Source organism: Cupriavidus necator (genome assembly GCF_013141915.1).
Classification (GTDB): domain Bacteria; phylum Pseudomonadota; class Gammaproteobacteria; order Burkholderiales; family Burkholderiaceae; genus Cupriavidus; species Cupriavidus necator_B.
On sequence record NZ_SROX01000001.1, the window covers coordinates 96,197 to 119,494 of the forward strand.

22 protein-coding genes are annotated in these 23,298 nt (G+C 70.3%); 11 read left to right on the plus strand and 11 right to left on the minus strand.

All coding sequences use genetic code 11. The features are described 5' to 3' along the window. Positions 1-44: 44 nt before the first annotated feature. Entirely contained in the window at positions 45-725 is a 681-nt protein-coding gene (locus tag E5S69_RS00460; RefSeq protein WP_171513062.1) for a Crp/Fnr family transcriptional regulator, read from the minus strand. A gap of 145 nt (positions 726-870) precedes the next feature. Between E5S69_RS00460 and E5S69_RS00465 the strand changes: the two genes are divergently transcribed. Beyond that, on the plus strand, positions 871-1,641 hold the full coding sequence (locus E5S69_RS00465) for a class II aldolase/adducin family protein (protein WP_171513063.1): 771 nt from the start codon (positions 871-873) through the stop codon (positions 1,639-1,641). 2 nt (positions 1,642-1,643) lie between these two features. Continuing rightward, positions 1,644-2,573, plus strand: coding sequence for a 2-hydroxyacid dehydrogenase (locus tag E5S69_RS00470; RefSeq protein WP_171513064.1), 930 nt, complete (start codon positions 1,644-1,646; stop codon positions 2,571-2,573). 31 nt (positions 2,574-2,604) lie between these two features. Here E5S69_RS00470 and E5S69_RS00475 read toward each other — a convergent pair whose 3' ends face one another. From E5S69_RS00475 to E5S69_RS00495, 5 genes are all read right to left on the minus strand, one after another. Continuing rightward, positions 2,605-4,617, minus strand: a complete 2,013-nt coding sequence (locus E5S69_RS00475) for an alkaline phosphatase D family protein (RefSeq protein ID WP_171513065.1) — start codon at positions 4,615-4,617, stop codon at positions 2,605-2,607. 175 nt (positions 4,618-4,792) lie between these two features. Further along, positions 4,793-5,089 carry a hypothetical protein gene (locus tag E5S69_RS00480; RefSeq protein ID WP_216621176.1) on the minus strand — a complete coding sequence of 99 codons (297 nt, stop codon included), beginning with the start codon at positions 5,087-5,089 and terminating at the stop codon, positions 4,793-4,795. 110 nt (positions 5,090-5,199) lie between these two features. After that, complete coding sequence (locus E5S69_RS00485; RefSeq protein WP_171513066.1) at positions 5,200-6,234, minus strand: Bug family tripartite tricarboxylate transporter substrate binding protein; 1,035 nt, start codon at positions 6,232-6,234, stop codon at positions 5,200-5,202. A gap of 9 nt (positions 6,235-6,243) precedes the next feature. Further along, entirely contained in the window at positions 6,244-7,497 is a 1,254-nt protein-coding gene (locus tag E5S69_RS00490; RefSeq protein WP_171513067.1) for an alkyl sulfatase dimerization domain-containing protein, read from the minus strand. Between the two features lie 220 nt (positions 7,498-7,717). Continuing rightward, complete coding sequence (locus E5S69_RS00495; protein ID WP_171513068.1) at positions 7,718-8,650, minus strand: LysR family transcriptional regulator; 933 nt, start codon at positions 8,648-8,650, stop codon at positions 7,718-7,720. 198 nt (positions 8,651-8,848) lie between these two features. Between E5S69_RS00495 and E5S69_RS00500 the strand changes: the two genes are divergently transcribed. From E5S69_RS00500 to E5S69_RS00525, 6 genes are all read left to right on the plus strand, one after another. Next, positions 8,849-10,072, plus strand: coding sequence for a CaiB/BaiF CoA transferase family protein (locus E5S69_RS00500; RefSeq protein WP_171513069.1), 1,224 nt, complete (start codon positions 8,849-8,851; stop codon positions 10,070-10,072). Then, complete coding sequence (locus E5S69_RS00505; RefSeq protein WP_171513070.1) at positions 10,069-10,755, plus strand: enoyl-CoA hydratase/isomerase family protein; 687 nt, start codon at positions 10,069-10,071, stop codon at positions 10,753-10,755. Before E5S69_RS00500 ends, E5S69_RS00505 begins: the two co-directional genes overlap by 4 nt. Positions 10,756-10,767: 12 nt before the next feature. Then, entirely contained in the window at positions 10,768-11,991 is a 1,224-nt protein-coding gene (locus tag E5S69_RS00510) for an acyl-CoA dehydrogenase family protein (RefSeq protein ID WP_171513071.1), read from the plus strand. A 43-nt stretch (positions 11,992-12,034) separates the two neighbouring features. Further along, positions 12,035-13,180, plus strand: coding sequence for an acyl-CoA dehydrogenase family protein (locus E5S69_RS00515; RefSeq protein ID WP_171513072.1), 1,146 nt, complete (start codon positions 12,035-12,037; stop codon positions 13,178-13,180). A 97-nt stretch (positions 13,181-13,277) separates the two neighbouring features. Then, a complete protein-coding gene (locus E5S69_RS00520) occupies positions 13,278-14,282 on the plus strand; it encodes a Bug family tripartite tricarboxylate transporter substrate binding protein (protein WP_171513073.1) in 1,005 nt (334 codons plus the stop codon). 55 nt (positions 14,283-14,337) lie between these two features. Further along, positions 14,338-15,363, plus strand: coding sequence for a porin (locus E5S69_RS00525; protein ID WP_171513879.1), 1,026 nt, complete (start codon positions 14,338-14,340; stop codon positions 15,361-15,363). 108 nt (positions 15,364-15,471) lie between these two features. Here E5S69_RS00525 and E5S69_RS00530 read toward each other — a convergent pair whose 3' ends face one another. The 4 genes from E5S69_RS00530 to E5S69_RS00545 form a co-directional block, all read right to left on the minus strand. Then, positions 15,472-15,957 (minus strand): SRPBCC family protein, encoded by a 486-nt coding sequence (locus tag E5S69_RS00530; protein WP_171513074.1) that lies wholly within the window; start codon positions 15,955-15,957, stop codon positions 15,472-15,474. Beyond that, positions 15,947-16,303: a metalloregulator ArsR/SmtB family transcription factor gene (locus E5S69_RS00535; protein ID WP_171513075.1), complete on the minus strand. Its 357-nt coding sequence runs from the start codon at positions 16,301-16,303 to the stop codon at positions 15,947-15,949. The genes E5S69_RS00530 and E5S69_RS00535 overlap by 11 nt, the downstream gene beginning before the upstream one ends. A 125-nt stretch (positions 16,304-16,428) precedes the next feature. Beyond that, entirely contained in the window at positions 16,429-17,085 is a 657-nt protein-coding gene (locus E5S69_RS00540) for a c-type cytochrome (protein WP_171513076.1), read from the minus strand. Between the two features lie 10 nt (positions 17,086-17,095). Then, on the minus strand, positions 17,096-18,367 hold the full coding sequence (locus E5S69_RS00545; RefSeq protein ID WP_171513077.1) for a molybdopterin-dependent oxidoreductase: 1,272 nt from the start codon (positions 18,365-18,367) through the stop codon (positions 17,096-17,098). A 305-nt stretch (positions 18,368-18,672) separates the two neighbouring features. On the opposite strand from E5S69_RS00545, the gene E5S69_RS00550 reads away from it, so the two are divergent. From E5S69_RS00550 to E5S69_RS00560, 3 genes are read left to right on the plus strand one after another with little or no spacing between them, the layout of a single operon-like run. Beyond that, positions 18,673-20,022: a uracil-xanthine permease family protein gene (locus tag E5S69_RS00550; RefSeq protein ID WP_171513078.1), complete on the plus strand. Its 1,350-nt coding sequence runs from the start codon at positions 18,673-18,675 to the stop codon at positions 20,020-20,022. 19 nt (positions 20,023-20,041) lie between these two features. Next, positions 20,042-21,490 carry an amidohydrolase family protein gene (locus E5S69_RS00555; protein WP_171513079.1) on the plus strand — a complete coding sequence of 483 codons (1,449 nt, stop codon included), beginning with the start codon at positions 20,042-20,044 and terminating at the stop codon, positions 21,488-21,490. A gap of 2 nt (positions 21,491-21,492) precedes the next feature. Next, positions 21,493-22,200: a sulfite exporter TauE/SafE family protein gene (locus tag E5S69_RS00560; protein WP_171513880.1), complete on the plus strand. Its 708-nt coding sequence runs from the start codon at positions 21,493-21,495 to the stop codon at positions 22,198-22,200. On the opposite strand, the gene E5S69_RS00565 is transcribed toward E5S69_RS00560, so the two are convergent. Next, a complete protein-coding gene (locus E5S69_RS00565) occupies positions 22,197-23,234 on the minus strand; it encodes a LacI family DNA-binding transcriptional regulator (RefSeq protein WP_171513080.1) in 1,038 nt (345 codons plus the stop codon). The two genes, E5S69_RS00560 and E5S69_RS00565, sit on opposite strands and share 4 nt — an antisense overlap. Positions 23,235-23,298: the final 64 nt, after the last annotated feature.

Consider the following 23,298-nt stretch of genomic DNA (forward strand, 5'->3'; position numbering starts at 1 on the left):
GTCTTGCCATCCAGGCCAGCACCGGTTAAATGCGCGCGCGTCGGTCAGCGCCGGGCCAGGCGCTTGAGCGCCGCGGCATCGAGCAGTTCGATCTGCCGGTACTCGCGGCGGATCAGGCCCGCGTCTTCCCACGCCTGCAGGTACTTGGCCACGGTCTGGCGCGAGCGGTTGACCATGTCGCCGAGGTCCTCCGCGCTGATGCGCACGACCGGGTCGGTGCGATCGGCCAGTTCCAGCAGGCGTGCCGCCATGCGCGCGTCGATCGGCGCCTGCGCCGCGCTTTGCGCGTGGTCGAAGGCCACCCGCAGCCGCGCGCAGATCTGCTGCACGATCAGCTGCATGCCTTCCGGGTGGGTCGCCAGGATGCGGTGGAAATCGCGCTGCCCCAGTACCAGCAGCTCGGTGTTGCCGACGGCAAAGGCGTCATGCGTGCGCGGCTTGCCGTCGAGCAGCGAGATCTCGCCGAACCAGCGTCCGCGCCCGATCACCGCGTACACCGACTCGCGCCCGCCGCTGCTGACCCGGCTCATGCGCACGCGCCCGGACACCACCATGCAGAAATACGTGGGCGGATCGCCGCGCGCGAAGATCATCTCGCCGTCGCCAAAGCGCTGGCGGCGTGCGGCATGCGCCACGGCATCGAGCACGCGCGGCGGCGCGTTGCGCAGCCAGCCGCTGGCCAGCACGCCGCGCGGCAGCGTGCGCGCGGGTTCGACCGCTTTCAAGGCATCCTTGTGCCGACCCTTCGCCTGACCCTTCACATTGCTCTCCTTGCCGGAGCCGAGATTGTCCACCACTTAACAGACTTTGGCGCGGCACGCCGGGACAATGCAGCGATCCAATGACTCATTTACCCCCCGGAGGCCCCGCATGGCGCAAGTCCAGCTAGTCGAATCCGTAAAAGACCGCGTCTCCGACGCAGAATGGCAGATGCGCGTGGACCTGGCGGCCGCGTACCGGCTGGTGGCCCACTTTGGCTGGGACGACCTGATCTTCACGCATATCTCGGCGCGCGTGCCCGATGCGCCGGACCAGTTCCTGATCAATCCTTACGGCATGATGTTCGACGAGATCACGGCATCGAGCCTGGTCAAGGTCGATCACGACGGGCAGCCCGTGCTGGAAACGCCGTATGACGTCAACCCGGCCGGCTTCATCATCCACAGCGCCGTGCATGAGGCGCGCCCGGAAGTCGGCTGCGTGATGCACACGCATACTTCGCATGGGGTCGCCGTGTCCGCGCAGCAGGACGGCCTGCTGCCGATCTCGCAGCAGGCGATGTTCGCGCTGACCGGGCTGGCCTATCACGACTATGAGGGCGTGGCGCTGCGCGAGGATGAAAAGGCGCGGCTGGTGGCGGACCTGGGCCGCTGCAAGCAGATGATCCTGCGCAACCACGGCCTGCTTACCTGCGGGCGCACGGTGCCGGATGCGTTCCTCACGATGTACACGCTGGAGTCGGCGTGCCGCATCCAGATCCTGGCGCAAAGCGGCGGCACGGCGCTGACGCTGGTGCCGGAAGCCGCCAGCGCCAACATGGGCCAGCAAGCGCGCCAGGCCACCAAGGGCAAGGGTTCGAACCTGGCCTGGCCGGGCCTGCTGCGCCGTCTCGACCGCATCAACCCCGACTACCGCAACTGACCATGGCCATCCTCGTTCACCTGCCGTCGTTCATGGCGGTTCCCATTACCGCGCTGCTGCGCGAAGCGGCGCCGGATATCACCGTGTGGAACGGCCGCGAGGCCGCGGTCGCGGAACAGGTAGAAGCCATCATTGCGTGGGGCCTCAAGCCCGGCGTGGTGCCGGCCTATCCGAACCTGCGTCTGGTCTGCGCCGCCACCGCCGGGGTCGACAAGCTGCTGGCCGCCCCCGACCTGCCTGCGCACGTGCCGGTCACGCGTATCGTCGATCCCGGCCAGCAGGCCGGCATCGCCCGCTTCGTGCTGGCGATGGCGCTGCGCCATACCCGCGCGCTGGCCCTCTACGCCGAGCAGCAGCGCCGCGGCGAATGGAAGCGCCATCCGGGGCGCGATGCCGCGCAATGCCGCGTGGGCGTGCTCGGGCTGGGCGAGATCGGCAGCGAGGTGGCGCGCATGTTTGCCGCCCTCGGCTACCCGGTCAGCGGCTGGAGCCGCGCCGCGAAGCATCTGCCGGGGGTGACCGACTTCACCGGCGACGACGGCCTGCAAGCCATGCTGGCACAAAGCGACATCCTGGTCTGCACGCTGCCGCTGACGCCGCGCACCGAGGGCCTGCTCGACCGGCGCACTTTGTCGCGGCTGCCGCGGGGCGCGTACGTCATCAATGTCGGCCGGGGCGAGCATGTGGTCGAGCCCGACCTGGTCGCGCTGATCGATGAAGGCCACCTGGCCGGCGCCGCGCTGGACGTGTTTGCCAAGGAACCGCCGGCACCGGACGACCCGGTCTGGAACCATCCGCGCATCGAAGCCACGCCGCATATCGCCGCCGACCCGTCGTACCCGCTGGTGGCCCGGCAATGCATCGAAAACCTGCGTCGCGCGCGCGACGGACGCCCGCTGCTGAACCGGGTGGACCGGCAGGCCGGCTACTGAAGCCAGGCCGCCGGGCCCGCCCACGGCGCGGCTAGGTCACGGTCACATCCGCGGTGCCCGCGGCCACTTCCAGCAACCGCGTGCTGGCCGTGGCCGGCTGTGCCGGCGCCGAGCCGCCCGCAAGCGGCTTCATGGTGTGGAAAGTGCAGCTCAGCTTCTGCGACGTCAGCGTGACCAGCGCGTAGCCTTCGGCGTTGGTGTCGACATGCCGCATCCACGGATTGAAGGCGCGCAGCGTGGCATCGAAGGTATTGACGAGGGTGCCGCCCACGTCGCTGTAGATCAGCTCGCGCAACGCGGCAAAGGCCGGGTCGCTGTCGACCACGGTGCGGAAGGAGCTGAGCAGCGTGTTGCTCGACAGCCCGGCGGTGACCAGGTCGACCATCACCGGCGCCGGCGTCGCGGCATCGTAGTCGTCCATCACCTGCCCGCCGAAGAAGGCGTGGATGTCCCCGCTCAACGCCACCACGTTGCGGATGCCGTTGGTCTTCAGGAACGCCATCAGGTTCTTGCGCTCGGCGTTGAAGCCATCCCACTGGTCGGCATTGAGGATAAAGCGGTCGAGCAGCGCGATCGCCGGCAGCCGGCTTTCTATCAGCGGCTTGATGGTGGCGTCGAAGCTGGCACTGTCGATGCCGACCTGCGACAGGACGTTGCGCAGCGCCGTGAAGGCCAGGTTGACATAGGTGCCGGCCGCCTTCGCCGCGCGCAAGTCGTCGGCCAGCGCGTTGGCGATGGCGGTCTCGAGCGAGGACAGTGCACTGTTGGCCAGCACCAGCGCCCGCGCGATCAGCCGCGCCACCGCCTGGATTACGTCGACCTGCATGCGCAGCAGCGACAGCTGGTTGCCCCACAGCTTCCAGGTGGTGGCGTCGGCGCCGATGCGGTCCTGCCACCATGCGCGCTGGTTGTCGCCCAGCATCGACACCGGCGTCAGCACGTTGCCAGCGGCCGCGATCTTCTGCGCCTCGGCCGCGGCCAGCGTCGCCTGCGGCACGAAGTACAGGCTGCCGATCGAGCGACCCACCGAGGTCTCGGGAATGACGTGGTCGGCGCGGTACAGGCGCTCGTCGGTCATCAGCAGCGTGGCGAGATTGCCGAAGGTGAACGAGCGATAGATCTGGATGTTCTGAAACGACGGGTTGTTCAGGTCCAGCGTCACATCGGCCGGCATGAACTCGAACCAGGCCTGGCTGGCGGCGCGCCGGCGCGCGGTGCGCGGCGTCTGGTCGTCGGTGATGGTGTAGGTCTGGCGGTCCTGCCAGCAGTTGTCCGAGAATTCGTGGTCGTCCCAGATCGCGATCATCGGGAACGCGGCATGCAGTGCCTGCAAGCGTGCGTCGGTGCGATAGCTGCGGTACAGGTAGCGGTAGTCGTCCAGCGTGGTGGCGTAGATGCTGCCGTCGGAGAGCGCGGTGCCGTTGGGCAACTGCAGCGCGGTGTGGCGGTCTTCCACATTGCCCGCGCGCGAGCCGCCCGGCACCGCTTCGTAGATGTAGTCGCCGACATGGACGATGAAGTCCAGGTCCTGCTGCACCAGTTCCTCCATGCCGGCCCAGTGGTTGGCATTCCAGTCCTGGCAGCTGACAAAGGCAAAGCGCAGCTCTGACAGCGGCGTGCCGGCCGCGGCGGCGGTGCGCGTGCGGCCCGTGGTGCTGGGGCGGTCGCCGAGCAGGAAACGGTAGTAGTAACGCGTGCCCGGGCTCAGGCCCGTGACCTTGTTGCGGATGGTGTAGTCCCAGTCCGGCAGCGCCATCAGCGGTTGATTCACCAACAGCGTGGGCGGCGCGAAATCCTGCTGCGTCGACACCTGCAGCCGCACCACCACCGGCCGCTTGCCGTTGCTGCCTTCCACGCGCGTCCACACGATCACGCTGTCGGGGCGGGGGTCTCCCGACGCCACGCCATGCACGAAATTGAAGTTTTCGGGGTTGCCGGTATCCGGCTCCGGGTTGTCGCCGCCTCCGCCGCAGGCGCTGAGCCCGCCGGTGGCAACTGTGACGGTCAGGAAACTCCCCCACTTGAGAAACTGGCGGCGGTCCATGGCGCTCCTCCTGTTGTTGCTGTCGTCCATGCAGCGCGCAGCCGCGCCCGGATGCCGCTTGCGGCACCGGCTGTCGTGGGGCGTGCTGTTTTTCTGAATGGATACTAGTGGCTGGACTGTGTGCCCGCTGTCGGTGAGGCTCCGACATGGATATAGGAGGAAGTCGGGTGTTGGGCTATCCCCCCGGCCCTTGCAACGCAGCGCGCCAACTGGGCCCGCGCACTGCCGCCAGCGCCAGCATGAATGCCAGCGCAACCATGGCGCTGCCAAGCCACGGCGCATGTGCGAGCGCGCCGCGCGCCACCATCACGCGGCCCAGGCCCCCGGCCACGCCCACATGCATCGCGGCGACGTTGATGCCGACCTGGAGATCGGCGCCAGCGGGCGCCTGCCGCACCAGGAAGTTCTGCACGATGGGCAAGAGCGACCAGCTGAGCGCGCCGCCACCATCAGCGCCGGCAGCAGCAGCCACGGCGAGGCCGCGGCCAGCGGCAGCGCCGCCATCGACACGCAGAACCCCGCCGGACACGCCAGCAGCGCGCGTGCCGCGCCGGGGCAACACCAGCCGCACGTGTGCCGGCCTCAGTCGACGGTGATGTGGTTGGCCTCGATCACCTTGCCCCACGCGCCCACGTCGGCGCGCACGGTCCGCGCGAACTGCTCGGGGCTGCTGGCCGGCGCCATGCCCATGTTCAGCTGCAGGAAGCGCTCGCGCATCGGCGCATCCGCCAGCAGGCGGTTGACCTCGGCATTGAGCCGCTGCACGATCGCCGCGCTGGTGCCGGCCGGCGCGAACAGGCCATACCAGCTGTCGGTGTCGAACGGATAGCCTTGTTCGGTCATGGTCGGCACGTCCGGCGTGGCCGGCGCGCGGCGCGTGCCGCTGACCGCCAGCGCGCGTAGCTTGCCGGCGCGGATCAGCGGCAGCGACGACGAGGTATCGACAAAGGCGGCCTTGATCACGCCGCCCTGCAGGTCCGCCAGGATTGGCGCCACGCCCTTGTACGGCACGTGGCGCAGCTTGATGCCGGTCTGCATCCTGAGCGCTTCCATGGTCAGGTGGCCGCCGGAGCCGATGCCCCATGAGCCGTAGTCGAAGGCATCGGGGCGCTTGCGCACATGTTCGACAAATTCCCTGAGCGTGCGCGCGGGGAAGTCCGGCGTCACCACCAGGAAATTGCCGCCGGAGCCGATCTGCGCCACCGGGACCAGGTCGTGCAGGCCGTCATACGGCAGTTTCGGCTGCAGCGTCTGGTTGATCACTACCGCGGCGGCATAGGTGAACAGCAGCGTGTAGCCGTCGGGACTGGCTTTGGCCACGGTGTCATTGCCGATGATGCCGGTCGCGCCCGGCTTGTTGTCGACCACGATGGTCTGGCCCAGCGCCTTGCCCAGCGATGCCGCCAGCGTGCGCGCGAACAGGTCGGTGCCGCCGCCCGGCGGCGCCGGCACCACCAGCCGGATCGGCCTCGCCGGCCAGGCGTTGCCGGCGTAAAGCGGGCCCGCCATGGCGCCCAGGCCGAGCGCGGCGAGGCCGCGCAGCAGCGCGCGCCGGCGCGGATCCGTCGACAAGGCGGCCGGTGCGGCAAAGGGTGTGCGTGGCACGGTGTCTGTCATGGTGTCTTCCTAGTGCAGGCCGAAGTTGTCCACCGCATCGCTCTCGATCGCATCGGCAGCGGCGCCATACAGGCTGCGCGACACATAGCTGCGGACCTGCGTGGCGCGCTGGCGCAGCCACGCCGCCTTGAGTGCGCGCGCCTCGCGCACCGTCGGGGTCTGGTCCGGCGCCAGCGCCAGCACGTCGATCACGTGCAAGGCCAGTTGCGTGTCGCCACGCTCGGCCAGCGCCTGTGCGTGGCGGATCAGCGCGCCATGGTCCGCCACCGCCGCGGCGATCTCGGCCGCGGCCTGCTGCGGCGGCGCCGGATGCAGCGTGGTGGCGTTGCGGTCCCACCAGCCGTTCTCGGAGCGGTAGATGTCGCGCGCGATATAGGTCGGGTCGCCGTAGGTGGGCCGCATCCAGGGTTGGTCGAACAGCGCCGCGGGCGGCTGCAGCGCAGTCAGCATCTGGCGTTCGTTGCAGCCGGCGTTCATCAGCCGCACCACCTCGGCGCGCAGCCAGCGCAAGGCCCTGGCGGTCTCGCCCAGCACGCGTTGGCATTCCGCCTCGCCCTGCACGGTGGCGCCGAACTCGCGCACCACCGCGCGCGGCTGAAGCGCCGCCAGGCGCTCCAGCGTGTCGGCCCAGCGCACGGTGTCGCGCATCGTGCGGAAGGGCGTGCCGATGTTCGGGATCGAGTCGATCACCGCCGGGCCGCCATAGAGCAGGCGCCGGCCGGGCAGCCAGACCGCCACGGCGTCGTCGGTTTCGGACGGCGCCCACAGGATTTCCGCGCGGCGCTCGCCGTGGCCCAGCGTCAGGCCGTCGGCAAAGGTCTCGGTGGGTTCGACATGGACCAGCTTGCCCGCCAGCGCGCCGGCCGGCTGGCGGAACTGGATCTCGGCCATGCGCTCCTGCATGCGCCGGGTCTCGCGGTAGCGCGCCTGGCGCGCCAGCACGTTGACGTGGGCGAGCACGCGCGGCGCGGGCTCGCCGCGCGCGGCGGCGTGGTCCAGCCATTGCTGCAGGCCGGCGTTGTAGCCCAGATGGCCGTGGCTGTAGCAGATTGCCAGCACCGGCAAATCGGTCTGCGTACGCAGCGCCTCGATCATGCCGCGCGTGACGCGCCCGCCGGGGCCGCTGTCGACTACCAGCAGGCCGTCGCCGACGTCCGCGACAAAGCTCTGGCCCTGCCCGTGCAGCAGCCATACGCCGTCGCCGGCGCTGTCGATCCCCGCGCCCGTGACCAGTGCCGATGGCCGCTCTTCGATGTCCTGCATGCTTGCCTCCCGTGTGCTCCGCTTGGTGTCGGCATCACTGTCGGGCAAGAAGGCGCTGCGCAGGGATTGGGGAAAGTCCCGCCGGGCCGCGGCATGCCGCCCGCAAATGCAGCGCCGGCGCGGCAACGGGGCGGTTCAGGAATTTCAGGTGGAAACCGCTGGTTAGCACCGTGCCTGCAGCGGGAGTTCCCCAGCGCCGCGCACTGCGCTAGCGGCGCGCTCAGGCGGGCCGGCGCAACGGGCTGTCCGGCAGATGGGTCAGGTAGTGGACTTCGCGGCGCAGCAGCGTGGCGAACTGCGCGGCCACCGGCGTCATCGGCGAATCGGCGCGGTAGATCAGGCTGACGCGGTGGCTGGGCAGCTTGTCTTCGATCGGCAGCGGCACCAGCCCGGCGGCGGCAAGCTGCCCCGGCACCAGCTGGCGCGGCAGCATGCACAGCAGGTGGCGGTCCTGCAGCAGCGACTGGATCATGCCGATGGTGTCGCAGCGCACCGCCACGCGCGGCAGCGGCAGGTCGTGCTCGCGGAACGCGTCGAGGATGGCCGCGCCGGGGCCCTGCATGCGCTGGCCGGTCAGCACCCAGTCCGAGCCGATCAGCTCGCGCAGCCGGCGCGCATGCCGCAGCGGATGCTCGCGGTGCGCCACCACGACCGAATCGTTGTTGTAGAGCGGCTCGCAGGTGAACTCGCGCTCGATGCCCTCGTCCGGCACCGGGCTGACCGCCATGTCCATCACGCCGGCGCGCAGGTTGTCGAGGTGGGTCGGGTAGACCCCGCTGTCGATGCACACCAGCACATCGGGATGCTGGGCGCGGAAGCGCGTCAGCACCGACGGCAGCAGCAGGTGCGCCGGGCCCCCGGTGGCGCCCACGCGCACCACGCCGTTGCGCGCACCCAGCATCTGGCTCATCTCGTCGCTGGCCTTGCGCGCCTCGGTGGCGATCAGGCGCGCGCGCCGCAGGAAGGCCTCGCCATAGCGCGACAGCACCACGCCGCGCGTGGTGCGCGTCAGCAGCGGCACATGCAGCTCTTCCTCGAGCTGGCGGATGCTCTTGGTGAGTGCCGGCGCCGACACGTCGCGGGCGCGCGCGCCGGCGCGGATGCTGCCGTGCTCGGCTACGGCGATGAAGTCCTGGAGTTGGCTCAGACGCATGGATGGTCCCGTTCAGACGATGCCCCGGGCGCACAGCATAGCGGCAATCCGCGAGCCTCGGGATAACCCGAGGTGCTAACCCATGGTTTGCACCGCAGCCGTTTTGGCATCTGCCGTGATGCGCGGTGCTAACGCATGATCGCTCCACATCGACGCAAACCGCCGGCCGCGCCGGCTTCTTCGAAGGAGTGAAACCGCATGGCGAACCGGCAAGACCTGCCGCTGGCAGGCATACGCGTGGCGGAGTTCGGGCAGTTCATCGCGGCGCCGGGCGCGGCCATGATGCTGGCCGACCTGGGCGCGGACGTGGTCAAGGTGGAAGCCCTGCGCGGCGACAGCGCGCGGCGCTTTGACGGCACCAGCCCGCAGAGCCCGATGTTCCTGGCGTACAACCGCGGCAAGCGCGGCATCGCGCTGGACCTGCGCACGCCCGCCGGGCTGGATGCCGCGCGGCGGCTGGCACTGGCCAGCGACGTGGTGCTGCACAACACCCGCGCCGGCGTGATGGAAACGCTGGGGCTGGACGCCGCCACGTTGCGCGCGGCGCGCCCCGGCCTGATCCACGCCTCCATCAGCGGCTTCGGCACGCGCGGGCCTTCGCGCACACGGCCGGGGCTGGACATTGCCGCGCAGGCCGAGAGCGGCATGATGTCGGTGACCGGCGAGGCCGGCGGGCAGCCGCTCAAGGCTGGCTTCGCGCTGATCGACGCGGCCACCGCGCTGGCTGCCGGCAACGCCATCCTGGCCGCGCTGTTCCGGCGCGAGCGCACTGGCGCCGGCGAGACCATCGAGACCTCGCTGCTGTCGGTGGGCGTGCAGCTGCAGGCCCAGCTGTGGGCCGAGTACCAGTGCTCCGGCGCGCTGCCGGTGCGCAGCGGCAACAGCCAGCCCAAGGCCGCGCCGGCCGCCGACGTGATCGCGGTGGCGGACGGCCATATCGTGCTGTCGGCCTATCTGGACGAGCACTGGACGCGCCTGTGCGAGGCCATCGGCCAGCCGGCGCTGGCGCACGACGCGCGCTTTGCCAGCAACGCATTGCGGGTGTGCAACCGCGCCGCGCTGCTGGCGATCCTGCACGACGCGCTGCGCCACCTGAGCGGCGATGCCGCGCGCGCGCTGCTGGAACGCCACCAGGTGGTGGTGGGCGTGGTGCGCGACTACCACCAGGTCGGCGCCAGCGCCGACGTGCGCGCCAGCGGCATCCTGCGGCCGGTTGACGACGGCGAGGGCGGCCAGGTTGAACTGCCCGGGCTGCCGTTCACCATGGACAGCCTGCCCGCGGGCGGCATGCCGGCGGTGCCGCGGCTCGGCCAGCATACGGCCGAGGTGCTGGCCGAACTGGGCTACACCACGGCAGAGATCGGCGCCATGGCCCATGCGCGCGCGATCGGCGTGGAAGCAGCGCAGCGGGAGGCGGCATGAGCGCGCCACAGTTGCCCGTGCTGCTGCAGCGCCACGCCGGCTGGGCCGAACTGGTGCTGAACCGCCCGGCGCGCCGCAATGCCATCGACATGGCGCTGGCGCGCGCGCTGGGGGACGCCATCGAGACCCTGGCCGCCGACGACAGCGTGCGCGCGGTGCTGCTGCGCGGCGCCGATGGCGGCTTCTGTTCCGGCCTGGACCTGCAGGCGCTGCAAGCCGAAGCGGGCGGGCTGGCGGCGTTTGCGCCGGTGTGGGAGCGCGTGCACCAGGGCCTGCGGCACAGCCGCAAGGCCTGGGTGGTGGCGCTCGAGCGCCATGCCATCAATGGCGGCGCGGCGCTGGCGCTGGCCGGCGACCTGCTGGTGTGCGGCGCCGGGGCCTTCCTGCAGATCGGCGAGATCCGCCTGGGCATGGCCGCGCCGCGCAATGCCGAATGGCTGGCGCTGCGCCACCCGGAAGCCGTGGCCGCGCGGCTGTGCCTGCTGGGCGACCGCGTGCCCGCGCCGGAACTGTTGCGCCTGGGCATTGCCACCGAACTGGTCGACGACACCGCGGTGCTGGACCGCGCGCGCGGGCTGGCCGCCACCATCGGCGGCTTTCCGGCCGAAGGTGTGGCCGCGATCAAGGGCGGCATGCGCGCCGCCACCACGCGCATGGCCTCCGCGCGCGACTCCACTCTTTAAAGGCAAGGCGCCATGACTGATTCCATCACCAGCGACGACGATGCTTCGCTGCAGGCGTTCCGCGCCGAAGTGCGGGCGTTCGTCGCGCGCGCGCTGCCCCATGCCGTGCGCGAGAAAGTCCGGCTCGGGCTGGAGGTCAGCAAGCAGGAGCTGATCGACTGGCAGCACCGGCTGGCCGAGCGCGGCTGGCTGGTGCCGCACTGGCCCGCCGCATGGCAGGGCTGCAACTGGAGCCCGGAGCGCCGCGCCGTGTTCCAGGAAGAACTGGTGCTGGCGCACGCGCCCGAGAGCGGCGGCATCACCTTCGAGATGATCGGGCCGATCCTGATCCGCTACGGCACGCCGGCGCAGCAGCAGTATTTTTTGCCGCGCATCCTGAACCAGGAGCACTGGTGGTGCCAGGGCTATTCCGAGCCCAATGCCGGCTCGGACCTGGCCTCGCTGAAGACGCGCGCGGTGCGCAAGACGCGGCCGGACGGCAGCGAGGTCTACGTGGTCAGCGGCAGCAAGATCTGGACTTCCTACGCACAGTACGCCGACTGGATCTTCTGCCTGGTGCGCACCGATACCGAGGCGCGCGCGCAGCAGGGCATCAGCTTCCTGCTGATTGACATGCGCAGCCCCGGCGTGAGCGTGCGGCCGCTGGTCGGCATCCATGGCTGGCACCTGTTCAACCAGGTGTTCTTCGACGAGGTGGAAGTGCCGGTGGCCAACCGCGTCGGCGACGAGAACGCCGGCTGGTCGATCGCCAAGTCGCTGCTCGAGCACGAGCGGCTGAACCTGGCGCGCGTGGCCGAAAACCGCCGCCGCCTGGCCAAGGTGCGCGCCATCGGCGCGGAGCTGGAGGAGGGCGGCCAGCCGCTGCTGCAGCGGCCGTGGTTCGCGCGCCGGTTGCGCGCGCTGGAGGTCCGGCTCGAGGCGCTGGCCGCCACCGTGCTGCGTTTCCGGCGGCAGGCGCGCGCGGGGCAGGCGCTGGGGCCCGAGACCGGCATGCTCAAGCTGCTGGGCAGCCGGCTGATCCAGGACATCGAAAACCTGGCGGTCGACGCGCTCGGCCCGGACACGCTGGCCTATGACCGCGCCGCCCACTTCGAGCCCGCCGTGCCGCCGGCGGGCCAGTCCGCCTACGCCGCGGCGGCGTCGGCACGCCGCTTCGTCACCCGCGGCTACACCATCGCCGGCGGCTCCAGCGAAATCCAGCACGAACTGCTGGCCAAGCAGGTGCTGGGCCTGTAGTGCCCGCGACTGTCGCCGCAACCCTGGACAAGGAAAGGAACACATGAGCGATGCAACGGACGATCGCCGCATGCTGCGGGACAGCGTGCGGCGCTATGTCGAGCGCGGCTACGGCTTCGACCAGCGCCGCGCGGCGCTGGCCGAGCCGGAAGGCTTCTCGCGCAGGCACTGGCAGGCGTTTGCCGAGATGGGCTGGCTTGCGGTGGGTTTGCCGGAAGCCTGCGGCGGCCTGGGCGATGCCATGGACCAGGCGCTGCTGGCCGAGGAACTGGGCCGCGCCCAGCCCGCCGAGCCGTGGCTGGCCAATGCCGCGCTGTGCGCGCCGCTGCTGGCTGGCTGCGGCGATCCGGTCCACGCCGCCAGCGCGGCGGCGATGGCCGGGGGCGGCGCCATGCTGGCGCTGGCCGCATGGGAAACGCAGGGGCGCTATGACGCCTTCGATGTCAGCACCAGCGCGCATGCGCATGAGGCGGGGCAGTGGGCGCTGGACGGGCGCAAGACGCTGGTGCTGGGCGGCGGCAGCGCCAACCTGCTGCTGGTGCTGGCGCGCACCAGCGGCCAGCGCCGCGACCGCCATGGCCTGACCCTGTTCGCGGTGCCGGCCGCCACGCGCGGCGTGAGCATCGATGCCCTGCCCACCTACGACGGCCGCCAGACCGCCAGCGTGACGCTGCGCCGCGCCATCGTGCCGGACCGCGCGCGCATCGGCGCGGTCGACGGTGCATGGCCGCTGCTGGAAGCCGCCATCGACCACGCCACCGTGATGGCCTGCGCCGAGGCCGTCGGCACCATGTCGCGCGCCTTCGACCTGACCCGCGACTACCTGGCGGCACGCGAGCAATTCGGCCGGCCGCTGACCGCCAGCCAGGTGATCCGGCACCGGCTGGTGGACCTGTATGTCAGCGTCGAGCAGGCCCGTGCCATTACCGAAGCCGCGGCCGCGGCGCTGCAGGGCGAGCCGGTGGCGCGCATGCGCGCGGTGTCGCACGCCAAGGCCTTTGTCTCGGACGCCGGGCGCGCGCTGGGCGAGGACGTGGTGCAGCTGCACGGCGCCGTGGGCATGACCGACGAGGTCGAAGTCGGCCACTGCTACAAGCGCCTGGCGGCGCATGCCAACCTGTTCGGCGATGCCGACTGGCACTACGAGCGGCTCGCGGCACTCGATCACGCGGCGCAGGCGCAAGCCTGAGCCGGTTCAGCGCGGGCGCCCTGACAGCCGGCGCCCAGATGACAAGCCGGCAACGTACCGGCATGCGCGGCCAATGCGCCGCAACGGAGACAGCAATATGAGCAGCCAGCACACTGGCGCCCGCAGGGCGCGTGCCACGCGCACGGCCCTGGCCGCGGCGCTGACCCTGGCGGGCGCCGCCAGCGCGCACGCCGAGGCACCATACCCCAGCAAGCCCATCCGCATGGTGCTGCCATCGGGCGCAGGCACCGTGACCGACCAGACCGCGCGGCTGGTGGCCGAGCGCCTGACCGCCGCCCTCAGGCAGCCGGTGGTGATCGACAACCGGCACGGCGCCAACGGCATCATCGCCAACGAGACCGTGGCCCGCGCCGCGCCCGACGGCTACACGCTGCTGTTCACCTATGCCGCGACCATGACGGTGAACCCGTGGACCACGCCGTCGCTGCCGTATGACCCGGTCAAGGACTTCACGCCGATCGCGCGTCCCAGCCAGCCCGGCGGCAACCTGCTGGCGGTCAGCGCCAGCGTGCCGGTGCACAACCTGCAGGAACTGATTGCCTATGCCAAGGCCAGCAAGACGGAACTGGCCTACTGCTCGTGGGGCGTCGGCTCCGGCGGCCACCTGGCGATGGAATACCTGAAGGCCAAGGCCGGCATCCACCTGCGCCATATCCCGTACAAGACCGCCACCCAGTGCAGCAACGACCTGGCCGCCGGCCACGTCACCATCGGCATTACCGATGCCATCTCTTCGGTGCCGCACCTGAAGTCCGGCCGCATCCGCGGCATTGCGGTGTCCGGCCCGGAGCGCCTGCTGACCGCCCCGGACGTGCCCACCATGTCGCAGCAGGGCGTGCCGTTCCAGCAGGCCAGCTGGGTTGCGATCTTCGGGCCCAAGGGCGTGCCCGCGCCGATCGTCAACCGGCTCAATGCCGAGGTCAACCGCATCCTGCAGACGCCGGCCGATCGCGAGAAATTCGCCGCCATGAACCTGCAGCCGGCGGCGCCGTCGAGCCCGGCCGACCTGGGCAAGCTGGTCAGCGCCGACCTTGCCGCATGGGGCGAGGTGGTGAAGGTCGCGGGGCTGCAGGCGAAGTAGGGCGGGTCCACAACAACGAAAACGGGAGACAGAGCGCGTGAAGGCAAGACAGTGGATGGTGATGGGCGCGGCGCTGGCCGCGGGCAATGCCGCGGCGGGGACGATGCAGTTGTTCGGCGTGGTCGACGCCTCGATCGAATACGCCAAGGGCTCGGACAGCGTGGTGCGCATGCGCGAAGGCCAACAGGCCGCGTCGCGGTGGGGCATCCGCGGCATCGAAGACCTCGGCGGCGGGCTCAAGGCCAACTTCCTGGTCGAGTCGGGTTTCAATATCGACACCGGCACGGAGTTCTTCGGCAACAACCGGCTGTTCGGGCGGCAGGCCTACCTGGGCCTGTCGGGCAGCTGGGGCGAGTTCCGGCTGGGGCGGCAGTACACGCCATCGTTCTATGCGCTGCTGCGGCTGGACCCGTTCCTGCTCAATGGCGCGGTGTCGCCGTTCAACCTGCTCAGCGCGACGGCTTCGCAGGGCACGGGACATGTGGCCTATGGCGCGCGCTTCGACAACGCGGTGCAGTACTTCTCGCCCAAGTGGGGCGGCTTTGCCTTCGGCGCGGCGGTGGCGCCGGGCGAGGTGCCGGGGTCGACGCGCTCGGGACTGAACTTCGGCATGAACGCGACCTGGGAAGCGGGCAACGCCTACGCCTTCTACAGCTACCAGGGCATGTATTCGGGGGCCAGCGTGCCGGTGGAGCCGACGCTGACATCGAACCATTTCGTCGGCGGGTCCTACCGCTTCAAGCCGGTGGAGATCGGCCTGCTGTTCAGCGCGGCCAGCAGCGACCGGCCCGAGACCCGCTCGGCCCGCCACTACGGCGTGACCTTCAGCTGGGCCGTGACGCAGCACGACACCGTCAAGGCGGTCGCGCTCAAGCGGCAGATCCTCGGCGGCGGCCAGCGGCCGCTGGCGCTGACGCTGGGCTGGGACCACGACCTAAGCAAGCGCACCACCGCTTACCTGCGCGCGGTGCTGGTGCACAACAGCGCCGGCGGCAGCGTCAGCAACAACAGCATCGTGATCGATCCAGGCAGCGGAGATGATGCGAAGTCGGTGAGCGTGGGGTTGCGGCATCGGTTTTGAAGCGCAGGGGGGACGATAAACTCGGCCAGTGCTGCCGCCCCTTGCATTCGCTCCCCTCGCGCGCGCGCGGGAGAGGGGAGCACACCGGCAGCATGCAGAGACCCCAGCCTACTTCAACTGCTGCGCAAATTCCTCCAGCTGCGTCATGCAGATCCCCCAGCCCTCGTAGAACCCCATCTCCTCATGCTGCTTGCGCGTGGCCTCGTCCGGATGCATCACGCGCGCAATGTAGCGGGTGCCATCGCCCTCATCGGCCATGGTGATGACCGCGGTCATCGACAGCCACGGCGTGGCGGGCCGATAGCCGGCGAGCAGCGCCGAGGTGGAGACAATCTTCTCCATCGGCACGATCTCGAGGAAACAACCCGGGTTGTCGCTGGTGCCGCCGTCGGGGCCCTGCATGAAGGTATGGAAGGCGCCGCCGGGGCGCATGTCGAAGGCACGGACCTCGGTGGTCCAGGGCTTGGGGCACCACCATTGCTTGAGCAGTTGCGGATCGCTCCAGGCGCGCCACACCTTGGCGCGCGGCGCCTTGAGCAGGCGCGAGATGACCAGGTCCTGGCTTTCCGGGCTGGCGGCGTTTTCATTCGTCATCTGACGGTTCCTCTTGGTGAAGTGCTTCGACAAAAGCCGCCAGGCGGTCGGTACGGGCCTCCCACACGGCGCGTTGGTCGGCCAGCCATTGCTGCGCGTCGGACAGCGGTTGCGGCACCAGTTCGCAGGTGCGCACGCGCCCGCTCTTGCGCGAACGAATCAGCCCGCTGCGCTCCAGCACCTGCAGGTGCTTCATGAACGAGGGCAGCGCCATCGCGAACGGTGCCGCCAGCGCGGAAACCGTTTCCGGCCCGCGGCCGAGCGCGCTGACGATGGCGCGGCGGGTCGGGTCCGCCAGCGCGTAGAACACGCCGGACAGCGGGGAAAGATCGACAGCCTGGGACACGCCTGCAAACTCGGCACAATGGTTAGCCACGCAGCTAAGTATAGGGAGGCGCCCCGAACTTGCAAGGGCAAAATGCACGACGCCCCGGGCATGCCGGGGCGTCGCGGGAGACCAGCAGGGCGGGTCTACTGCTGCCGCACGTAGGCGGCGAGGGCCTTGATTTCCTCCGCCTTCAACCCGGCAAACGGCGGCATCGGCACCGCGCCCCACTTGCCGCTGCTGCCGCCGCGGATGCTGGCTTCCAGCCTGGCCTGCGCCTGCGGGTCGCCCTTGTAGCGCGCCGCAACCTCGTGATACGCCGGGCCCACGACCTTCTGCGTCACGCTGTGGCAGCTCAGGCAGGCGTTCTTTGCCAGCAGCCCCTGCACGTCGACCGCGGTGGGGGCGGGCGCCGCCGCGGCTTCGGAGGCAGCGGGCTTGCCAGCCTTCTGTGCGATCGCCACGATCTCCGGATCCTTCGCCTTGGCCGAGCCATAGGCCACGGCAAGATAGGCGCCCAGTTGCTCGACCTCGGCATCGTCGATCGGCGCGCCGTAGGCCTGCTGCATCTTCTTCATCTCGGCGGTCCACTGCGTCAGGCTCAGGCCGGGCGGCTGGTACGAGACGTAGTCGGCCGAATGGCAGATCGCGCATTTCTGCATGGCGATGCCGTAGCCCGGCAGCTTCGCCGGCTTGAGCTTGACGTTCTCCGCCGGCAGCTTGATGTCCTGTGGCGCGGCACCGGCGTGGCCGGCACCAAGCATGGCGAGCGCCAGCAGCGCGGGGGCGATGATTGTTTTCATGGCGCGTTCCTCAGGCGATGGTGACCGGCGTGGCTTCGATGACATTGCGGCGATAGCCGGCGGGGTTCCAGTTGGCCTTGGCCGGCTGGGTCTCGCCGTTATTGCTGGTCGCGCGCACCATCAGCACCGCCGGGCCCTTGCGGGCGAACTTCACCGGCAAGTGCCACGCGCGGAACGAAAAGCGGCCCAGGTCTTCGCCGAGCTGCGCGGCCAGCCAGTTCTGCCCGCCATCGACGGAAACCTCGACCGTGCGGATGCCGGAGCCGCCGTCGAAGGCCATGCCCTTGAGCTCGACGGCGCGGCCGGCCGGCAGCCTGCCGCCGCTCTCGACACTGGTGATGAAGCTGCGCACGGCCAGCGTCGAGATCGGCCGCGTCTTGGCCGCGGGCGTACCGGGGGCCACGCACTGGCAATCGTTGTCGGGCACGCGGTAGCCTTTGGTCATGAAGAACGCGTCATGGCCCTCGAACGGATGGTCAAGCACCTCGATCTCGGACAGGTGCTTGACCCAGTAGGTGCCGAAGTAACCCGGCACCACCAGCTTGAGCGGATAGCCGTTGAGCAGCGGCAGGTCTGCACCGTTCATGCCCCAGGCCAGCAGCGGCTCGCCGTTCATCGCGTGGGCGATATCGAGCGACTTGCGGAAGTCCGGCGTGCTCGGCAACACCGGCGTATCGAGCCCGTTGAACGTGACCACCTTGGCGCCGGCCTTGACGCCCGCATGCTCCAGCACCTTGCGCAGCGGCACGCCGGTCCAGCGCGCATTGCCCATCGCGCCGTTGGCCAGCTGCGCGCCGAACACGCGCGGCTCGGAGAAGCCGCGGCTGTTGCCGGAGCACTGGTTTACCGCGACCACGTCGACCGGTTGCGCCAGCCGCTTCAGTTCATCGAGCGACAGCTGCAGCGGCTTGTTGACGTGACCGGCGACGCTCAGGCGGAAGGTGGCCAGATCCACCGACAGTGGAATGTTGGCCAGGTGGTAGCGCACGAAGAAGGCGTCGTTGGCGGTGATCGGCCCCTCGTTGAAGGCCGGGAACGGCGTCTCCAGGTGCGGCGGGCGGGTGCTGACGCGCACCAGCGGGCGCTTGCCCGGATAGCGCACCAGCGGGCGCGGCCCGTCGGCCAGCGTAACGCCGTCGGTCGCGCGCGCCGCTTGCGCGGCCAACGCGCCGAGTGGCGACGCGCCGAGCGCGAGCAGGCCCGCGCCCTGCACCAGGCGGCGCCGGGCGGGTTGCGGCCGGGCAGGGTCGGCAGATTGCGCCGGACGGTTCTTGTCTCGCATGAGGGCGTCTCCTTCGGGGGGGCGTGTTGTGGCGCGCAAGGCGCTGTGGCGAGTACTTTGACGCCGGCGTATCAACTTGTGAAACGGGTTTTGCCGCTAGTCTTTATCGATTAATTCGATATAGGGGAAGACCACGGGGTGGCGGCGGTGTAAACCCCTTGCATCGCTAATGCCCTTTCCCTAAACTTACCAAAACGTTTTTGTTAGCGGAAATCGATAGTATCTGAGGCGAATTGCGCACAGACGCGTCCGGGAGCCAAGGCCTACCGGCATTACGCCCGACACACCAAACGAGGAGCAAAAGCATGTCCCACCCCGCCCCCGCACCGGTGGATGAACGGCTGCCATGGCGGCGCCTGTTCGTCTTCGGGCTTCAACATGTCCTGGTCATGGCCGCTTCGCCGATTGCGTCGGTCTTCCTGATGAGCAAGGCGCTGAACTTCCCGCCCGCGCTGGCGGTGCAGCTGCTGAGCGCCACCTTTGTGATCTGCGGCCTCGGCACGCTGCTGCAGTCGCTCGGCCAGCGCGGCATCGGCGCGCGCCTGCCGTTCGTGATGCTGCCCGGCGGCGCGCCGATCGTGCTGTTTATCCTGATCGCGCAGCAGACCGACGTGCAGACCGCGGCCGGCGCGGTGATCCTGACCGGGGTGTTCTACTTCCTGGTGCTGCCGGTGTTCCGGCGCTGCCTGCAGTACTTCCCGCCGGTGGTGGTGGGCACCATGCTGCTGCTGGTGGCGATCAACCTGGCGCAGGTATCGGGCAAGCTGGTGGCCGGCCACCCCGCCGCGGGCAGCGCGGTGGATCCGCTCAACCTGCTGCTCGCCTTTGTCACCATCGCCTGCACCGTGGCCGCTTCGCGCTGGCTCACCGGCATGCTGGCGCAGCTGGCGATCCTGCTCGGTCTGCTGGGCGGTGCGGTGGTGGCGGGGCTGGCCGGCGCGTTCCACCTCGGCCAGGTGTCGCTGTCGCCGGTGCTGGCGTTGCCGACGCCGTTCCCGTTCGGGTGGCCGACCTTCGACGTGGTCGCCGCGATCCCGCTGATGGTGTTCGCCGTGATCTCGATGGTCGAGGCCACCGGCCAGACCCTGGCGATCAGCGATGCCGTGGGCCGTCCGGTGGACCAGCAGCGCGACGTGCCGCGCACCATTCGCGGCGATGCGCTGACCTCGCTGCTGGGCGGGATGTTCGGCACCTCGCTGATCATCACCAGCGGCGAGAACATCGGCATCGTCCGTGCCACCGGCGTGCGCTCGCGCTTTGTCACGGCGATGTCGGGCGCGATCCTGGTGGCGTTCGGGCTGCTGGTGCCGGTGTCGTCTCTGATCAGCGCGATCCCCGAAGCCGTAGTCGGCGGCACCGGCCTGGTGGTGTTCTGCATCGTCGGCACCATGGGCATCGACATGCTGCGCAAGGTGGATCTGCGCGACCACGCCAACATGTACGTGGTGGCGGTGGCGCTGGCCGTGGGCCTGCTGCCGATCCTGGTGCCAGGCATCTATGGCGGCCTGCCGGCCAACCTGCGCATCCTGGTGGGCAATGGCGTGGCGATGGGCGCCATCACCGCGGCGCTGCTCAACTTCCTGTTTTTCCATACGGGTCTGCGGACCGCGGCCGCGGGCGCCATTGCGCGCGACGATGCCGCGGCCACGCACTGACCCCGCTGACTGCATTGCCATGACTGAACCTTATGCTTCGACGCCGGCCTGGCCCGGCGAGATAAACCCGCCCCTGGCGCCGGAAAGCTTCCAGCGCCCGCGCATCCTGCTGCCGGAATGGACCCTGCTGCGCCAGGGCGCCGTACGCGGCCACGCCGTGGTGGTGGAGGGCGGCGGGTTTACCGCGGTCGGCCCCGCCGCGGACGTCGCCGCGCGCTTTCCCGAACTGGAGTCCGTGCCGCTGCCGCGCATGCTGCTGATGCCGGGCATGATCGACACCCACCACCACCTGACGCAGTCGTTCGGCAAGTCGCTGGTGTTCGGCGAGCCGTCGGAGATCTTCCGGCGCGTGTGGGTGCCGCTGGAGGGCAGCCTGAAGGCGGAGCACCTGTACCTGTCGTCCAAGCTGGCGGCGCTGGAAGCGCTGCGCGGCGGCTTTACCACCGTGGTCGATGCCGGTACGCGCAGCGAGGCCGGGCTGGATGCGGTGGCGCGCGCGGTCGGCGATGCCGGCGTTCGCTGCGTGCTGGGGCTGATCTGCAACGACAAGCCGGGCGCTGAAACGCTCGATGCCGCGCCGATCCTGCGCCGCGCCGCCGCGCACCTGGACCGCTACGCCAGCGATGCGCTGGTAGCGCCGTCGCTGGCGATCTCGATCCCCGAAGTAGCCTCGGACGCGATGCTGCATCACGTCTACCAGCTGTGCGCCGAAGCCGGCCGCATCTTCCAGACCCACGCCAACGAGCACCTGGTGGCGGTGGAGCGCTCGCTCAATGCGTGCGGGCGCCGGCCGATCGAGCATCTCGCCGCGATTGGCGCGCTGGGCCCGGCGGCCTTGCTGGCGCATGCCACGCTGGTGACGCCGCAGGAAATCCGCCTGCTCGCCGACAGCGGCGCGGCCGTCGCTTACAACCCCGTGGCCAGCGCCTGGAAGGGCAACGCCGTGGCGCCGGCCGAGACCATGGCCACCTTCGGCGTGCGCCTGGGCCTGGGCACCGATGGCACCCGCAGCGACGGCTTTCGCCTGCTGGACTATGCCGAGGCCGCCCAGCGCTTTGCCTTCGGCATCGGCGTCGGCGATTCGTCCTGCGGCGCGGGCTGGCGCTGGGTCGACATGGCCACGCACGACGCAGCCGACGTGGCCGGCCTCGGTGCGCTGACCGGCGAGATTGCCGCGGGCAAGCGCGCCGACTTCCTGCTGGTTGACCTGGACGTGCCGGAACTGACGCCGTCGTGGGACCTGACCTGGGAACTGGTGCGGCTGGCCAACCGCGACCAGATCCGCGCGGTCTTTGTCGACGGCAGCCTGCGCCTGTGGCAGGGCTGGCCGACCGACTGGGACGCGCGCGCGCTGATGCGCGACATCCATGCGATGGCCGAGCACACCGTCGCCGGCGCGCCGATCCGCAAGCTGCATGACGCGGCGGACGTGCACCGGGCGCGCCACGCCGGCACGGAGGGCGCATGAGCATGGACATGACCTTGTTCAGCGTCGGCGTCGCGGTATTTACCGGCGCGCTGATCCAGGGCGCGACCGGCATGGGCTTCGCGCTGATCGTGGTGCCGGTGCTGGCGTTGGCCGCGCCGGCGATGCTGCCCGGCGCGCTGTTGCTGGCGATGCTGCCGCTCAATGCCTACGTGGCCTGGCGCGAGCGCCATGCCATCGACCTGCGCGGCGCGGGCTGGATCAGCGCGGGCAGGGTGGCCGGCACCTTCGGCGGTCTGTGGGTGCTGGTGGCGATGCCGATGGCGTGGCTCAACGCGCTGGTCGGCGGCAGCACCATTGCAGCGGCGGTGGTCTCGCTGCTGGCGCCGGCGTTCACGCCCGGGCGGCTGACCTTTGCTTCCACCGGCCTGATCACCGGCGTGACCGAGACCGCCACCGGCGTGGGCGGCCCGCCGCTGGCGCTGGCCTACCAGCACGCGCCGGTGGCCACGCTGCGTGCCACGGTGGCGCTGTGCTTCCTGGTGGGCGAGGTGATCTCGCTGGTGGTGCTGGCGCTGAACGGCCGGCTCGGCATGGAGCAGGTGTTCTATGCCGTGGGGCTGCTGCCGGTGCTGGGCGTCGGCATGGTGGCCAGCCACCTGGTGCACAAGCGCATCAACCAGCGCATGCTGCGCATCGGCGTGCTGGTGTTCGCGCTGGTGTCCGGGGCCGTGGTGCTGCTGCGCGGCTAGGCATCGGGCGTCGACGACGCCCGCACCACCAGTTCGGGCGCCGGTCCCGCAATGACGTTGCGGCTGCGTTCGCCCGACAGGTGCGCGAACAGCAGTTCCACCGCCAGCGACGCCACCCGCTCCAGGTGCAGGTTGACCGCGGTGAGCGGCGGCTGCGCGCTGCGCGCGCGGATGCCGTCGTAGCGCGTCACCACCAGCACGTCGTCGGGCACGCGCTTGCCCAGCCCTTGCAGGTGCGCCATGGCGCCGACCGCGAAGGCATCCACCGGCGCGCACAGCGCATCCAGCCCCGGCATCTGCGCCAGCAGCTGCGCGCAGGCCTCGGCGCCGGCGGCTTCGCCATGTTCCTCGGCTGCCTTGACGACATGGCAGGGAAGACCCAGCGCTTGCGTGAACGCGCGGTAGGCGCGTTCCGTTTCCACATACGACTGCCGCGGCGCCGCGCCGATCATCAGGCCGATGTGCCGGCGCCCGTGGCCGTGCAGGTGCGCCAGCAGCAGGCGCGCGGTTTCGGCCGATTGCAGGTCGACGCAGGGCACCGGCGTGTCGGTCAGCGGCTCGCGCCCGATCGACACGATGCTGACGCCGCGCTCGCGCAGGCGCGCGATATGCGGATCGCCGGCGATCGGCTCGATCACGATGGCCCCGTCGATATCGAGCGTATCGAGCAGGCCGCCGGCGCCTTCCAGCGGCGGCACCAGCACCACCCCCAGGCCGCGGGCCATCGCCGCCTCGGCCGCGATCGCGGCCACCTCCATCATGAAACCCAGCCGCGAGGTGCCGCCCGCCACCGCGAACGGCATCGACGATAGCAGCGCGATGCAGTTGGCGCGGCCCGACTGCAGCCGCTGCGCCCGCACGCTGGGCCGGTAGCCCAGTTCGGCGGCCACGCGCTTGACGCGCGCCCGCGTGGCCGGGTCCAGCACGCCGCGGTCGTTGAGCGCGTGCGACACCGTGGTCAGCGACACGCCGGCGGCGCGGGCGACGTCGTGGATGGTGATGCGGCGGGGGCGGTCGGGCGTTGGTTCGGTCATGCGGGACAAGGTCGAGGGCTCAGGCGGGAGCATACCGCAGCGGCCCGCCTCGCAACGGCGTCGT

Excerpts from the sequence above, each read along its gene's own strand:
- E5S69_RS00465 (WP_171513063.1), top strand. The coding sequence starts at position 871 with ATGGCGCAAGTCCAGCTAGTCGAATCCGTAAAAGACCGCGTCTCCGAC.
- E5S69_RS00470 (WP_171513064.1), top strand. The coding sequence starts at position 1,644 with ATGGCCATCCTCGTTCACCTGCCGTCGTTCATGGCGGTTCCCATTACC.
- E5S69_RS00475 (WP_171513065.1), bottom strand. The coding sequence starts at position 4,617 with ATGGACCGCCGCCAGTTTCTCAAGTGGGGGAGTTTCCTGACCGTCACA.
- E5S69_RS00485 (WP_171513066.1), bottom strand. The coding sequence starts at position 6,234 with ATGACAGACACCGTGCCACGCACACCCTTTGCCGCACCGGCCGCCTTG.
- E5S69_RS00490 (WP_171513067.1), bottom strand. The coding sequence starts at position 7,497 with ATGCAGGACATCGAAGAGCGGCCATCGGCACTGGTCACGGGCGCGGGG.
- E5S69_RS00495 (WP_171513068.1), bottom strand. The coding sequence starts at position 8,650 with ATGCGTCTGAGCCAACTCCAGGACTTCATCGCCGTAGCCGAGCACGGC.
- E5S69_RS00500 (WP_171513069.1), top strand. The coding sequence starts at position 8,849 with ATGGCGAACCGGCAAGACCTGCCGCTGGCAGGCATACGCGTGGCGGAG.
- E5S69_RS00505 (WP_171513070.1), top strand. The coding sequence starts at position 10,069 with ATGAGCGCGCCACAGTTGCCCGTGCTGCTGCAGCGCCACGCCGGCTGG.
- E5S69_RS00510 (WP_171513071.1), top strand. The coding sequence starts at position 10,768 with ATGACTGATTCCATCACCAGCGACGACGATGCTTCGCTGCAGGCGTTC.
- E5S69_RS00515 (WP_171513072.1), top strand. The coding sequence starts at position 12,035 with ATGAGCGATGCAACGGACGATCGCCGCATGCTGCGGGACAGCGTGCGG.
- E5S69_RS00520 (WP_171513073.1), top strand. The coding sequence starts at position 13,278 with ATGAGCAGCCAGCACACTGGCGCCCGCAGGGCGCGTGCCACGCGCACG.
- E5S69_RS00525 (WP_171513879.1), top strand. The coding sequence starts at position 14,338 with ATGGTGATGGGCGCGGCGCTGGCCGCGGGCAATGCCGCGGCGGGGACG.
- E5S69_RS00530 (WP_171513074.1), bottom strand. The coding sequence starts at position 15,957 with ATGACGAATGAAAACGCCGCCAGCCCGGAAAGCCAGGACCTGGTCATC.
- E5S69_RS00540 (WP_171513076.1), bottom strand. The coding sequence starts at position 17,085 with ATGAAAACAATCATCGCCCCCGCGCTGCTGGCGCTCGCCATGCTTGGT.
- E5S69_RS00545 (WP_171513077.1), bottom strand. The coding sequence starts at position 18,367 with ATGCGAGACAAGAACCGTCCGGCGCAATCTGCCGACCCTGCCCGGCCG.
- E5S69_RS00550 (WP_171513078.1), top strand. The coding sequence starts at position 18,673 with ATGTCCCACCCCGCCCCCGCACCGGTGGATGAACGGCTGCCATGGCGG.
- E5S69_RS00555 (WP_171513079.1), top strand. The coding sequence starts at position 20,042 with ATGACTGAACCTTATGCTTCGACGCCGGCCTGGCCCGGCGAGATAAAC.
- E5S69_RS00560 (WP_171513880.1), top strand. The coding sequence starts at position 21,493 with ATGGACATGACCTTGTTCAGCGTCGGCGTCGCGGTATTTACCGGCGCG.
- E5S69_RS00565 (WP_171513080.1), bottom strand. The coding sequence starts at position 23,234 with ATGACCGAACCAACGCCCGACCGCCCCCGCCGCATCACCATCCACGAC.